The sequence below is a fragment of the Lutibacter litoralis genome, from assembly GCF_014646675.1.
Classification (GTDB): Bacteria; Bacteroidota; Bacteroidia; order Flavobacteriales; family Flavobacteriaceae; genus Lutibacter; species Lutibacter litoralis.
Genome location: NZ_BMNS01000002.1, coordinates 347,770 through 361,768, shown reverse-complemented (window position 1 = coordinate 361,768; position 13,999 = coordinate 347,770). Strand labels below are relative to the sequence as shown.

The window sequence follows — 13,999 nt, the reverse complement described above, 5'->3', positions numbered from 1 at the left end:
ATAAATTTATTTGTGTTATTTTATAAGTTATTAAAATAACCAAATCAAAAAATTCAATCAATCTAAATATTATGAAAATTACACTTAAAAAATTAATGCTATGTACTTCAATTATAGCATTAACACTATTTGTTTCTTGTAAAGAAGAAAAACAAAATGAAGCAGAAAAAATACCTGGAATAATTGTTGAAAATATGGATACTTCTGTGAAGCCAAACGATGATTTTTTTAGATTCGTTAACGGAAGTTGGTTAGATAAAACAGAAATTCCTGCAGACAGAACTTCTTGGGGGAGTTTTAACGAATTAGTAAAAAAGACAGATGCAGATGTGCTAACAATTTTAAATGAAGCAATTGCAGAAGATAAATTTCCAAAATTAAAAGATGCTCAAGGAAATTTAACAATAGAATCCGATCAAAAAAAGGCAGTAAACTTTTACGAAACAATTATGGATACTGTTGCTAGAGATCAACAAGGAATTACTCCAATAATGCCTTTTTTAAATAAAATTGACGCCATTAAGAACATAGACGATTTACAAAATTTACTTACAGAAATGGCACCTTATGGTTATGGTGGTTTTTTTGGATTTGCAGTATTCAACGATTTAAAAGATAGCAAAATGAACGCTGGATATATTTCACCAGCTGGTTTAGGATTATCCCGAGATTATTATGTAGATCAAGATGAGGATACTAAAGAAAAGCGTGTAAAATATATTGCTCATATAGCTAGAATGTTACAATATTTTGGTGATACTGAAGAAGTAGCAAAAGCAAATGCTCAAAAGGTATTTGATTGCGAATATAACTTAGCCGAACCTAGATTTACCAAAGAAGAATCTAGAGATACCAGAAAATTGTACAATCCTAAAACTATGGAGGAAATTCAAAAACTAACACCTTCAATTAATTGGCAAATGTATTTTAAGGGTTTAGGTGTTGAAAATTTAGAAAGAGTTATTGTAATGCAGCCAAACTATATGGAAGCAGTTGAAAAAACACTTACTTCAAGTTCTATAGATGATATAAAATTGTATTTGCGTTGGACAGCAATTGATAGAGCTGCTAGTTTGCTAAATAAAGAGTTAGAAATTGCCAATTGGGAATTTTACAGCAAAGAATTAACAGGAGCAAAACAACAAAGACCTAGAGATGAAAGAGCATTAGCAAACCTTAATAATTCTATTGGAGAAGCATTGGGTAAATTGTATGTTGATGCAAAATTTCCACCTGAGGCGAAGGCAAAAGCTGAGGAAATGATTAAGAATGTAATGTTAGGTTTCGAAAAAAGAATTAATGCTTTAGAGTGGATGAGTCCAGAAACTAAGTTAAAAGCAATAGAAAAACTAGATAAAATGACAGTTAAGATTGCATATCCAGATAAATGGAAAGATTATTCTGAACTAGATGTAAAATCTATTGAAGATGGTGGTTCTTATTTTCAAAACTCTATTAATATTACAAAATGGAACTTTGAAGAATCTATGGCAAAATTAGGAAAAGAAGTTGATAGAACTGAATGGGGAATGGCGCCACAAATTGTAAATGCATATTTTAATCCTGTTAATAATGAAATTGTTTTTCCTGCGGCAATTTTGCAACCACCTTTCTATAATTATCAAGCTGATGAAGCAGTAAATTATGGTGGAATAGGAGCAGTTATCGGACATGAAATTTCGCATTGTTTTGATGATTCTGGTTCAAGATTTGATGCTGATGGAAATTTAAATAATTGGTGGACTGATCAAGATTTAGAACAATTCACAGCTTTGGGCAAACAATTAATAGATCAATATAGTGACGTTGTTGCTATTGATGATGTTAATTTAAATGGCGAATTTACTTTGGGTGAAAATATAGGAGATTTAGGAGGAATTAATGCTGCTTACGATGGATTGCAAATTTTTTATGAAAAAAATGGAAGACCAGACTCTATAGATGGATTTACGGCTGAACAACGTTTCTACATGTCTTGGGGAACTATTTGGAGAACTAAAACAAGAGATGAAGCGTTAAAGAATCAAATAAAAACAGATCCACATGCTCCTGGAATGTATAGAGCTTTTATGCCACTTCAAAATGTAGATGCTTTTTATACTGCATTTAATATTGTTGAAGGTGACAACATGTATCTAAAACCAGAAGATAGAGTTAAAATTTGGTAGTAATAAAATTCTTAAATTTAAAACCCACTAAAGTTAAAACTTTAGTGGTTTTTTTTTGCAATCTCCTCTAATATACAATAATGTGATCTTTTCCGTGGTGTAACCGTATAGCACTTTATCTATTTAATTCAGGGGATATTTCACCTTTTAATAAGGGGAAATATCCCCTATTTTTTACGATAGTAGCTTGTTATTGTTTTTTACCAGTAATTAAAGGACGTTATTATACTAAATCCGCACTATAAAATCCACCGCGGTTTTCTTTTCTATTTTTCGAAAATTGTGTAATTAAATAAGCGGTTGTAATTAGGTTTCTAAGTTCGCATAAATCTGTTGAAAGTTCAGAATGATCATATAAGCGTTTATTATCCTCATATAAAACTTTTAACCTTTTTTCAGCCCGCAATAGACGTTCGTTAGAGCGCACAATTCCAACATAATTACTCATAATAGTTTTTACTTCGTTTCTGTCATGTGTAATTAAAATTTTCTCCATATTTTTTACAACACCGCTATCATTCCACACAGGAACATTTTGAGGTATTGTAATTTTATGAAATCTTTTTTTAAGATTTTCAACAGCATTATGAGAAAAAACAAGGCCTTCTAATAGAGAATTTGAAGCCAATCTGTTTGCACCGTGCAAACCAGTTCGTGTAACTTCTCCAGAAGCATATAAGTTTTTGAGTGAAGTTTTTGCTTTTTTGTTTACGTTTACACCACCACAAATATAATGTTGGGCGGGTGAAACAGGGATATAATCTTTTCTAACATCAATACCTAAGCTCATACATTTTTCGGTAATATTAGGAAAATGCTTTTTAAACGCTTTATAATCTAAATGTGTACAATCTAAATAAACATTTGGAGTACCACTTTTTTTAAGTTCATTATCAATGGCTCTTGCAACAATATCGCGTGAAGCTAACTCTTCACGGTCATCGTATTTTTTCATAAAGCGTTCACCGTAATAATCTCTTAAAATAGCACCTTCACCACGCACAGCTTCAGAGATTAAAAATGCAGGATATTCTCCGGGATTATACAATGCGGTTGGATGAAATTGAATAAATTCAACATCAGAAATTTCTGCTTTTGCCCTATATGCCATTGCTATTCCGTCTCCAGTTGCCACAACTGGATTTGTAGTTGTATTATAAACCTGACCATTTCCACCAGTAGCCAGCATAGTTACTTTTGCTGAAAAAGTTTTAACTATATTCTTTTTCTCATCTAAAACATAAGCGCCAAAACAGGTTACTTTTTCCTTTCTTTTAATCTGTTTTTTCTTAACCTGATGCTCAGTAATTAAATCAATAGCGTAATGATAGGTTAAAAAAGTAATATTTTCCGCGTTTTCAACTTGTTCAATCAGCGCACGTTCAATTTCGGCACCGGTAATATCTTTATGATGTAAAATTCTATCTTGAGAATGGCCACCTTCTCTTCCTAATGAATATTCACCATTTGAAGTTTTATCAAATTGTGTTCCCCAATCAATTAATTCTTGCAATCGGTCAGGAGCACTTTTTACAACCATTTTTACAACTTTCTCATCGCAAATTCCATCTCCTGCAATTAAAGTGTCTTGCGTATGTTGTTCAAATGAATCTACCGTTTTATCCCAAACCGTTGAAATACCACCTTGAGCATATTTTGTATTACACTCATTTTTTTCGTTTTTTGTAATAATGGTAACTGTAGCATCTTTAAATTCTGTAGCCGCTTTAAGGGCGAAAGATAAGCCCGCAATACCCGAACCAATTACTAAAAAATCGGTTGTATGTATTTTTTTTTCGGCGTTCATTAAATAAATTATTTAGAAAGTTCTAACATACGCTCGATAGAGATTAATGCTTTTTTACTTAATTCTGAATCAACTTCAACATATGGTAATTCGTGTTTTAGACATAAATACAATTTTTTCATAGTATTCATTTTCATATAAAAACACTCGCTGCAATTACAGCTATCATCTTCAACAGGCGCAGGAATTAATATTTTATTTGGAGATTCTTGTCGCATTTTATGCAAAATACCAACTTCAGTAGCAACAATAAATGTTTTAGCCTTGCTGTTTTTTACATAATTTAGTAAGCCAGATGTTGAGCCAACATATTTGGCAACTTTTAATAAGTGCGCTTCAGATTCTGGATGCGCAATAATTTCTGCTCCCGGATTTTCGGCGTATAATTTTAAAATTTTGTCAATTGAAAAAGCTTCGTGTACCATGCAAGCACCATCCCAAAGTAGCATATCTCTGCCTGTTTTTTTAATTAACCAAGCACCTAAATTTCTATCTGGAGCAAAAATAATAGGTTGGTCTTTTGGAATAGAGTTTATAATTTTTTCTGCATTAGAAGAGGTACAAACAATATCAGTTAATGCTTTTATTTCTGCGGAAGTATTAACGTAAGAAACAACAATATGGTCTGGATATTTTTTCTTAAAAGCAGCAAAATCGGCTGGTGGACAAGAGTCAGCCAAAGAACAACCCGCTTTTAAATCGGGTAATAAAACTTTTTTTGTAGGGTTTAAAATTTTTGCGGTTTCTGCCATAAAATGTACTCCAGCAAAAACAATAATATCGGCCTCGGTTTTTGCGGCTTCTTGTGCTAACGCTAAACTATCACCAACAAAATCTGCAATATCTTGTATGGCATCTTCTTGATAATAATGTGCTAAAATTATGGCATTCTTCTTTTTTCGTAGTTTTTTAATTTCCTTTACAAAATCTATACTTTTTGGAATATCAATATCTAAAAACCCTTTTTCTTGTATATTTTGCTTTGCTTTTTCTAATGTTGTCATAAGTTTTTTTACTTGATTAAGACCAATAAATATGCCAAACAATCGGACTTTTAAATCCGATTGTTATAGCATTGCAATTTATAAAAAGTTATGATTTTAGACAAGTATTAACAAATTTGATTATTGTACCTTAAATCTCCAACCAAATTTATCTTCTGCAAGGTTTCTTTGAATGTCTGTTAAGCTCTTTTTTATAAATGAAGCATAACTATTTTCAACTTTAGGTAGTTCAAACTTTTCGTCTTTATGTGCAAATCCTAAAATTGGGCTAATTACTGCTGCGGTACCTGCACCAAACATTTCTAAAAGTTCACCGTTTTTTGCAGCTTCAACAATTTCTGTAACTTTAATAGGTCTTACTTCAACTTTTATTCCTTTATCTTCAGCAAATTGTATAATACTTTTACGTGTTACACCATCTAATATTCTTTCGCTAGTAGGGGCGGTTAATAAGGTATCATTCACTCTAAAAAATACATTCATTGTTCCTGCTTCTTCTAAATATTCGTGATTAGAAGCATCTGTCCATAAAACTTGTTGATATCCTTGTTCAGCAGCCAATTTTGCAGGATAAAAAGACGCTGCATAATTTCCAGCAGCTTTTGCATAACCAACACCGCCATTTGCAGATCTACTATATTTATCAGCAATTTGTACTCTAACTTCACCAGCATAATAGGCTTGCACTGGTGAGCAAATAATCATAAATTTATAGTTAGTTGAAGCTGATGCTGATACACAATTTTCTGTGGCAATTACAAATGGACGAATGTAAAGTGCATTTCCTTCACCTTTTTGAACCCATTCTTTATCTAATTTTAACAATTCTGTTAAGCCTTCAAAAAAATATTCCTTTGGAAAAGCAGGCATATCTAATCTTTCGGCAGATTTGTTAATACGCTCTTGATTTTGATCTGGTCTAAACAACCAAACATCATTATTTTCATCTTTATAAGCCTTCATTCCTTCAAAAACAGCTTGTCCGTAATGAAAAACTTTTGCAGAAGGATCAAAAGCCAATGCTTGATATGGTCTAATTTTTGGCGTTTGCCACGCACCATTTTCATAATCACATTCAAACATATGGTCAGTAAATACTTGACCAAATTTCAAATTATTAAAATCAACATCAGAGATTTTAGATTTTTTTATTTTTTCTATCTGTAAAGCCATAATTTGTTTAAATTTAATTTGAACAAAATTACTTATTTTTTTTCATTAAAAAGTTTTAAACCCCTTTTAGGTTAGTTTTTTATTTTTAATATATTTGCTTAAAATGTTGAATTTAAATAATTTGAAATGGTGAAAAATGTAGTATTGGTAGTTATGAGCTTCTTTTTTTTAGCTTCATGTAAAAATGATAAGGCTAAAAATGCTGAAAAACTTGTTGAAAACGAGGAGATTGCATACCATTCTTTTGGAAATGAAATAACAGATGCCGAAGTATTAACTAAAGAACAAATGGCAGAAAAGTATAAAGATTTAAAAGTAGGTGATACACTTAATGTAAAGTTTGCTTCAAAAATTAATGAAGTTTGTAAAAGTAAAGGTTGTTGGATGAATTTAGATTTAGGCAACGAAACTGAGTCTTTTGTGAAGTTTAAAGATTATGGTTTTTTTATGCCATTAAATGCTGATGGAAGAGAAGTAATAGTAAATGGAAAAGCGTTTGTAACAACAACTTCTGTTGATGAATTGCGCCATTTTGCTGAAGATGCTGGGGAATCTGAAGAAGAAATAGCTAAAATAAAAGACCCAAAGTATACATTGTCTTTTGAAGCAGATGGTGTTTTAATGAATAAATAATGAGAAAATTAACCATTCTAATTTTAGGAGGAATTTTCTTTTTATCATGTGATGCAACTAAAAAAGAAGCGCCTAGAAATAAGGAGGAGGAATTGGTAATGTACGAGTTTTCTGAAATGGCATTGCTTATGGAAGAAATGTGCAAAACCAATGAAGATCTGAAAAAGAAGATTGTTAATAAAGAGGGAATTGGTGAATTTTCAGATAAATTTTTAAACATACATTCAGCAGTTTTAACGAACCCAAAAGATAGAGATACCAGTTTTGAAATTTTTTCAAAAGCTTTTGTTGAAAATCAACAAGCTATTTTTTTAGCTTCACCAGATGAAGTTAAAGATCAGTTTAATCTTATGGTAAACTCATGTATTGCGTGTCATAAAACAACCTGTTCGGGTCCAATTCCTAGAATTAAAAAGTTACTTATTAAATAGCCTTTGAAACGAGAAATAATTATAACTTCAGATGGTTCTTCAACCATTCATCTACCAGAATGGGATGAACAATATCATTCTAAGTACGGAGCAATACAAGAAGCCAAACACGTTTTTATTAAAAGTGGGTTGTCGCTATTTTCAAATAAAAATATTTCCATTTTAGAAATAGGTTTTGGAACTGGATTAAACAGTTTTATAACTTTTTTAGAAGCTCCAAAATTTAATTTAGAGGTTGATTATGTAGGTGTAGAAGCATATCCTGTAGCTCCCGAAGAAATTAAAAAATTAAATTATGTTTCAGAGTTAGATGCTATAACTTTTGAAAACACTTTCGATCAAATGCATCAGCAGCAATGGGAAATTAAAAAAGAAATAGCTACTAATTTTACCCTTACTAAAAGAAAACAATTTTTTAATGAAATAAATGACGAGAATTCGTTTGATTTAATTTATTTTGATGCTTTTGGAGCGAGAGTTCAACCAGAATTATGGACTGAAAGTATTTTCAAAAAAATGTTTAACGCTTTAAATATAGGTGGAATTTTAGTAACTTACAGCGCAAAAGGAAGCGTAAGAAGAGCTATGCAATCTGTAGGGTTTGTAGTTGAAAGGTTACCTGGTCCTCCTGGAAAAAGAGAAATGTTACGTGCAACAAAATAAGAGTTTATTTTTATAAAAATATGGAAGGTCAACGATTTAAAAAACGAAAAAAACCAAATTACAAAAGGGGTATTATTTTAGCATTATTATTACTGCTAATTATTTTTTTATGGTTTAATATTGAGGATATTATTACAGGTTTTTTTAATTCTAAATAGCGTTACTTTTTAAAAACCCTATCTTTCCATTGGTAGTTTTTAAAAAGTGTTGAAAGCGCAATAAGAACTATAAAAGCGGAATAAATCACACTTATTATAAGGTAATAATGTAACCATTTTGGACTGTTGAAAAAATTAGCAGTTTTAAATATTAGTATAAAATCAAGTAAAATTTTTGATATAAATACTATAATAAAGTACATCCAATACTCTGAAATAAATAGAGAAGAACCCCCCAAAATAATTACTAATAAATTTTCAATAAAAACGATTAAACCAACAAACTTAGAAAACCAATTGTTGTAAGTGGTGGTTTTTGAAGCCCATCGCAATTGTTGATTAAAAAACTGACTCCAATTTTTTTCAGAAGAAGTTGCTACTATGGCTTCATTGGCTTTTAAATAACAAACCTTTTCTGAACTTTTTTGTGCTATTTTCTCTAATAAAAAAATATCATCGCCACTTGTAATAGCTTCATTTCCTTCAAAACCATTTAGTTCAAAAAAAGTGGCTTTATTATAACATAAATTTGCTCCGTTGCACATAATTGGTTTTTTAATACCAAAACTTCCAATTGTACTTCCCAACAAACTAATAAAATTTAAGTTTTGAAAATGATGTAAAAAAGTAGCTTCATATTTAAATTTTACCGGAGCAGCAATAAATAAAGCGTTTTTATCTTCAATAGTTTGATTGAATAAATTCAACCAATTCTTTTGAACGTTGCAATCTGCATCAGTTGTAACTATCCAATTAAATTTAGAAATTTTTATTGCAGTTGTTAATGCCTCTTTTTTAGGCGAATTTGTTATGTTAGTATTGTTAATTAGTGTATAATTAATTGTTGGGTTTTTAATCTTAAAGGCTTCAATTATTGGAATATAATTATCTGAAGAAGCATCATTTACTAAAATAATTTCAAACAATGTTTTTGGATATGCTATTTCAGAAAAGGAATGTAATAAAAGAGGTAGATTTTTAGCTTCATTTCTAAACGGAACAATTATTGAAAATTTGTTTTTTGGTATAGTATTTTTGTTTTCAATATTTTTAAGTTTATCAAAACCAATTATCAAACTACAAATAATTGAAAAATAACAAATTGATATTATTGCAGCTATAAAAATCATTAATTAGTTAAAGGTTTAAAATTTAACACAAAGATACTTCCAAAAAGTGCTGGAATTGCAAAATTCAACACATACATAAGGGTTGTTGTCGTAACTATTGTTAAAGCATTTATCCCTAAAAATCCGAATAAAAAAATGGCTACAGATCCTTTTATAGCCCAATCAAAAATTGTTAAACTTGGAAGAATAGAAGCAATAAAATACATACTAAATATTAAATAAAGTGCTCTAAAATAATCAATTTCTACACCTAACAGAAATAATAAAAAATAAAACTGATGTATAAAAATTAAGTAACGAAGAATTGCTAAAACAACAACAAAGGCATACGTTTTATGAGATATCTTATTTAGAAATGTTTTTACTTTTTTAAACTTAATTTTGTTTCTGAAATATATCAAAATGAATAAAAAAAGTATTAAGATTAAACTATTTTGAATATTAATTTTAGGAATTTCTATTGTATAATTCATTAAAAAATAACAAACTCCAATACACCCAAAAAATATGGTAACCGCTAACTGACTTAAATTTCCTATTAAATTTAGTGCCATAATATTTTTACGCTTTTCGCTATCAAAAAATAAAGCTTTCGCTCCATATTCACCAATTCTATTTGGTGTAATTATAGATGCGGTTAATGATGCGAAACATTGTTCAAAAGCTTCAAAAAATGTGATTTTTTTTTCAACAGAAGCCAATGTTTTCCACTTTACAATTTCTATCAACCAATTTGCATCTGTAAAAAAAAGCAACAAAATAAGTAGCCAACCATTATTTAAAAATAAAATAGAAAATTGATTTTTTAGTTGCTCAAAAGTTATAAGAGGGTTGGCGATAATTTTTTGGTACATAAAATAAAATGCCCCAAAAACAATTATTAATTTTAATAGTAAAATTAAGGAGACTCTATATTTGCGCAAGATTATGTACATTTGGTTTTACAAATAAACAACTAATTGAGCTCAGAAAAAATTATATTAGGAATTGATCCCGGAACAACCATTATGGGTTTTGGATTGATTAAAGTTGTCAATAAAAAGATGGAATTAATGCAGTTAGACGAACTGATGTTAAAAAAATATGACGACCATTATGTAAAGCTGAAATTGATTTTTGAGCGTACTATCCATTTAATTGAAACCTATCACCCAGACGAAATAGCTATTGAAGCTCCTTTTTTTGGTAAAAATGTACAATCAATGTTAAAATTAGGAAGAGCACAAGGAGTTGCAATGGCAGCAGGTTTGTCTCGTGAAGTTCCAATTACAGAATACTCTCCAAAAAAAATAAAAATGGCAATAACAGGTAATGGGAACGCTAGTAAAGAGCAGGTTGCAAAGATGTTACAAAGTTTACTAAAAATAAAAACCTTGCCAAAAAACCTGGATGCAACAGATGGTTTGGCCGCAGCAGTTTGTCATTTTTACAATAGTGGTAAAGTTACTTTAGGTAAAAATTATACAGGTTGGGGTGCTTTTGTAAAACAGAATGGTAAAAGAGTAAAAGAGTAATTTAATTCAAACTAAATTACGACATCACATTCGTATGTTTCGTATTTTTTATCAATTACAAGCTTTCTGTGTTCTCTAAAAAGTTGGTATTCTTTAGAGTTTTCCATTTTTACACGATCTTCCTTAGAATTCCAATATTCAACTAAAAAATAACGGTTTTTTTCATTTCTATCTTTAAAAATATGAAAATGATCTAATCCGGCAGGTTTGGCTTCAGTTAATTCTTCAAATTTTTGCAATTCAACAAAAGTAATTCCTTCGCCTTCTTTAACTTTGAATGAAACTATATAGGTATACATAATTGACGGTTTTTTTCAAATTTACATAAGTGATTTCATAAAAAAGGTAACTTAAATCACCTTTTACATTTTTTTATTAAGTTGTACTTTTGGAAAATCTAAAAATAATTTGAATTGGCAGGAATATATATTCACATACCTTTTTGTAAACAAGCATGTTTTTATTGCGATTTTCATTTTTCAACTTCAATAAAAAGAAAAGAGGAAATGTTACTAGCAATTTTAAATGAATTGCAATTGCGCAAAAACGAATTAAAAAACGAATTAATTGAAACCATTTATTTTGGTGGTGGTACGCCATCACTTCTAACTTCTGAAGAAATTACAGCTATTTTTAAAGTTATTTATAGCAATTACAATGTTATTGAAACTCCAGAAATTACGTTAGAAGCCAATCCAGACGATTTATCTGAAAGTAAAATTATAGAACTGTCAAATTCACCAATTAACAGGTTAAGCATTGGAATTCAATCTTTTTTTGAAGACGATTTACAATTTATGAATCGTGCGCATACAGCTGAAGAATCTAAAAGATGCTTGTCGGTTGCACTGCGTTATTTTGATAATATTACCATCGATTTAATTTATGGAGTTCCAAATATGAGCAACAAAAAGTGGAAAGAAAATTTAAAAATTGCATTTGAATTTGAAGTGCCACATATTTCTAGTTACGCACTTACTGTTGAAAAGAAAACAGCCTTGTATAATTTTATAAAAAAAGGCAAAGTTCCACCAGTTAACGAGCAACAAGCGTTAGAACAGTTTAATATTTTAGTTTCTGAAACTAAAAAACAAGGATTTATACATTATGAAATTTCAAATTTTGGAAAACCTGCATATTTTTCAAAACACAACACATCATATTGGTTAGGAAAAAAATATTTAGGAATTGGCCCATCAGCTCATTCATTTAATGGGAAACAACGCTCTTGGAATATTGCGAATAACGCAAAATATATAAAATTAATAGATAGCAATACGCTTCCAATAGAATTTGAAGAACTTTCTACTGAGAATAGATTTAACGAATATATTATGACTGGCTTGCGTACTATTTGGGGTGTTGATTTACTTAAAATTAAAGTAGATTTTGGTGAGATTTATTTTAATGAATTGATTAAAAACTCACAACAATTTATTGAAAAGGGATTGTTAAAAATAACTTTAGAAAATAAATTAGTAACTACTAATAGAGGAAAGTTTTTAGCGGACGGAATTGCAAGTGATTTATTTAAAGTTTAAAACAATTCTTATATTTGAATAACTACAAATGATTATGGAATTATTAACTGGAATATTATTAGGGGCAATTGCATCATATTGGGGATTTTCTTTTTTTAATAGAAAAAAAGGAGTTCATCAAGTAGAAAAACAATCTGTTGTATTAATTGAGAAAATTAAAAGCGTTTGCAAACTAATTTCTGTTGAAGGAGATTTTGCTGAAATTTATCATTTTGAAGACAGTAAAAATCGTTTCTTAAATTTATTTACAAGTCGAAAAAAGGCTGTTTTATTAATAAATGCCAAAGCTCATATTGGATTTGATTTATCACAAATTAAATTAGATGCCAATAATGAAACCAAAGAAATAATCTTGACACATTTTCCTGAACCAAAAATTTTATCGGTGGAGACAGACGTAAAATATTACGATAAAAGAGATGGTATTTTTAATAAATTCGAAGCTGCAGATTTAACCGAGCTACAAAAAGAAGCAAAATCTTTTATTGTAGCCAAAATACCTGAAACCGGTTTGTTAACCTCAGCAAAAAAAGAAGCTTTAGATACTATTTTAATGATTGAAAAAATGTTGGAAACTTCAGGCTGGAAGCTAAATTATTCTCAATTAGTTTTGCCAAATGGCGAACTTAAAGAAATAGCCAAATAGTATGAATATAGAGCACTTTAGAAATTATTGTTTATCTAAAAAATATGTTACTGAAAGCTTTCCTTTTGATGAAGTTACTTTGGTATTTAAAGTAGCCAATAAAATGTTTGCACTATCTGGATTGGAGCACCATCCTGCAACAGTAAATTTAAAATGTGATCCAGAAAAATCTATTGAGTTACGTGCTCAATATTCAGATGTTGTTGAAGGTTTTCATATGAGTAAAAAGCATTGGAATACAATAACAATTGAAGGTAATTTATCTAATAAACTAATTGAAGAATTGATAGATCATTCGTATAATTTAGTTGTAAATGGACTTACTAAAAAGTTGCAAAAAGAATTAGGATTTATCTAAAACTATATTTAAATCAATCCTCTTAGTTTCATTCTTTCTTTACCCATTGTATTTCCAATATATTTTCCCAATAATGTGAAAATTAAAGTTAAAACAATTATAGTAAACATAGACAACCAATTTGAACTAAAACTTTTTATTGAATTTAAAATAGCATCTGAATTTAATGAATTGAATACATTAAATGGAAAGCGAAAATATTCTATTAATCCTGTTTTAAAGTTATCAAAACCTGTGATAATATAGGCCAATGAAAAAATATTCCAAGCAGCTAATCCAGTAAAGTTTTTTACAAAATTAGAACAAGACTTAAGGTATTTATCACAAGTGCATTTTGTATATTCTGAATAGTGGATGATATCACTCGTGCAGATTCGAGTGTCTATTTCTTTTTTAAACTTATTAATATTAAAAAAGTTATCAATCATTGAAAAACACAAAATTGCTGGAATTAACATCATAATAAGTAATGCTATAATTATGCAAATGAATAGAAATAAGTATTCAGCAGAATTAAATAAAAGTGTTGCTTCACTATCTTCAATAATTTGAATTATTAAAGAATTATTGGCAAAAATTAAGGTCTTCAACATAGTGTTATTTTTTAGAATTGGTAACTTAAACTATTCTAAAGAACACTTTATACTTTGATTTAATTGGGGAAGAGAAAGTATACAAATATTCTTTAACTCACTTTATGTATTCTATTATAACTATAAAATAATTAAAAACTAACTGAAAAAATACACGAGAGAATCCCATGAATTATATTG

15 protein-coding genes are annotated in these 13,999 nt (G+C 29.3%); 8 read left to right on the top strand and 7 right to left on the bottom strand.

Annotated features, from left to right (window positions below):
- Positions 1-71: 71 nt before the first annotated feature.
- Positions 72-2,168: a M13 family metallopeptidase gene (locus tag IEW75_RS04330; RefSeq protein WP_134247313.1), complete on the top strand. Its 2,097-nt coding sequence runs from the start codon at positions 72-74 to the stop codon at positions 2,166-2,168.
- A 223-nt stretch (positions 2,169-2,391) separates the two neighbouring features.
- On the opposite strand, the gene nadB is transcribed toward IEW75_RS04330, so the two are convergent.
- The 3 genes from nadB to IEW75_RS04315 all read right to left on the bottom strand — a co-directional run bounded on the left by nadB (position 2,392) and on the right by IEW75_RS04315 (position 6,152).
- Positions 2,392-3,975 (bottom strand): L-aspartate oxidase, encoded by a 1,584-nt coding sequence (nadB, locus tag IEW75_RS04325; protein WP_229714392.1) that lies wholly within the window; start codon positions 3,973-3,975, stop codon positions 2,392-2,394.
- 8 nt (positions 3,976-3,983) lie between these two features.
- Positions 3,984-4,979: a quinolinate synthase NadA gene (gene nadA / locus IEW75_RS04320; protein WP_134247314.1), complete on the bottom strand. Its 996-nt coding sequence runs from the start codon at positions 4,977-4,979 to the stop codon at positions 3,984-3,986.
- Between the two features lie 120 nt (positions 4,980-5,099).
- A complete protein-coding gene (locus tag IEW75_RS04315) occupies positions 5,100-6,152 on the bottom strand; it encodes a branched-chain amino acid aminotransferase (protein ID WP_134247315.1) in 1,053 nt (350 codons plus the stop codon).
- 126 nt (positions 6,153-6,278) lie between these two features.
- Between IEW75_RS04315 and IEW75_RS04310 the strand changes: the two genes are divergently transcribed.
- The 3 genes from IEW75_RS04310 to mnmC2 are packed head-to-tail and all read left to right on the top strand — an operon-like array spanning position 6,279 to position 7,879.
- Complete coding sequence (locus IEW75_RS04310; protein WP_188703969.1) at positions 6,279-6,785, top strand: DUF4920 domain-containing protein; 507 nt, start codon at positions 6,279-6,281, stop codon at positions 6,783-6,785.
- Positions 6,785-7,216, top strand: coding sequence for a hypothetical protein (locus IEW75_RS04305; protein ID WP_134247316.1), 432 nt, complete (start codon positions 6,785-6,787; stop codon positions 7,214-7,216). The genes IEW75_RS04310 and IEW75_RS04305 overlap by 1 nt, the downstream gene beginning before the upstream one ends.
- 3 nt (positions 7,217-7,219) lie before the next feature.
- A complete protein-coding gene (gene mnmC2 / locus IEW75_RS04300) occupies positions 7,220-7,879 on the top strand; it encodes a tRNA (5-methylaminomethyl-2-thiouridine)(34)-methyltransferase MnmC2 (RefSeq protein WP_134247317.1) in 660 nt (219 codons plus the stop codon).
- A 160-nt stretch (positions 7,880-8,039) separates the two neighbouring features.
- Here the strand turns inward: mnmC2 and IEW75_RS04295 are convergent, their stop codons facing one another.
- Together IEW75_RS04295 and IEW75_RS04290 are read right to left on the bottom strand one after the other, a co-directional pair.
- Entirely contained in the window at positions 8,040-9,167 is a 1,128-nt protein-coding gene (locus tag IEW75_RS04295) for a glycosyltransferase (RefSeq protein ID WP_134247318.1), read from the bottom strand.
- Positions 9,167-10,021 (bottom strand): lysylphosphatidylglycerol synthase domain-containing protein, encoded by an 855-nt coding sequence (locus tag IEW75_RS04290; RefSeq protein ID WP_158283773.1) that lies wholly within the window; start codon positions 10,019-10,021, stop codon positions 9,167-9,169. The genes IEW75_RS04295 and IEW75_RS04290 overlap by 1 nt, the downstream gene beginning before the upstream one ends.
- A 105-nt stretch (positions 10,022-10,126) precedes the next feature.
- On the opposite strand from IEW75_RS04290, the gene ruvC reads away from it, so the two are divergent.
- Complete coding sequence (gene ruvC / locus IEW75_RS04285; RefSeq protein ID WP_134247320.1) at positions 10,127-10,681, top strand: crossover junction endodeoxyribonuclease RuvC; 555 nt, start codon at positions 10,127-10,129, stop codon at positions 10,679-10,681.
- An 11-nt stretch (positions 10,682-10,692) separates the two neighbouring features.
- On the opposite strand, the gene IEW75_RS04280 is transcribed toward ruvC, so the two are convergent.
- Entirely contained in the window at positions 10,693-10,980 is a 288-nt protein-coding gene (locus IEW75_RS04280; RefSeq protein WP_134247321.1) for a putative quinol monooxygenase, read from the bottom strand.
- 114 nt (positions 10,981-11,094) lie between these two features.
- Between IEW75_RS04280 and hemW the strand changes: the two genes are divergently transcribed.
- The 3 genes from hemW to IEW75_RS04265 are packed head-to-tail and all read left to right on the top strand — an operon-like array spanning position 11,095 to position 13,226.
- Positions 11,095-12,222 (top strand): radical SAM family heme chaperone HemW, encoded by a 1,128-nt coding sequence (hemW, locus tag IEW75_RS04275; protein ID WP_134247322.1) that lies wholly within the window; start codon positions 11,095-11,097, stop codon positions 12,220-12,222.
- A gap of 34 nt (positions 12,223-12,256) precedes the next feature.
- The gene (locus tag IEW75_RS04270; RefSeq protein ID WP_134247323.1) at positions 12,257-12,868 is read left to right on the top strand and encodes a DUF4230 domain-containing protein; all 612 of its coding nucleotides are present in this window, start codon (positions 12,257-12,259) and stop codon (positions 12,866-12,868) included.
- A gap of 1 nt (position 12,869) precedes the next feature.
- Complete coding sequence (locus IEW75_RS04265; RefSeq protein WP_134247324.1) at positions 12,870-13,226, top strand: MmcQ/YjbR family DNA-binding protein; 357 nt, start codon at positions 12,870-12,872, stop codon at positions 13,224-13,226.
- Positions 13,227-13,234: 8 nt separating this feature from the next.
- Here IEW75_RS04265 and IEW75_RS04260 read toward each other — a convergent pair whose 3' ends face one another.
- Positions 13,235-13,819, bottom strand: coding sequence for a hypothetical protein (locus IEW75_RS04260; protein WP_134247325.1), 585 nt, complete (start codon positions 13,817-13,819; stop codon positions 13,235-13,237).
- Positions 13,820-13,999: the final 180 nt, after the last annotated feature.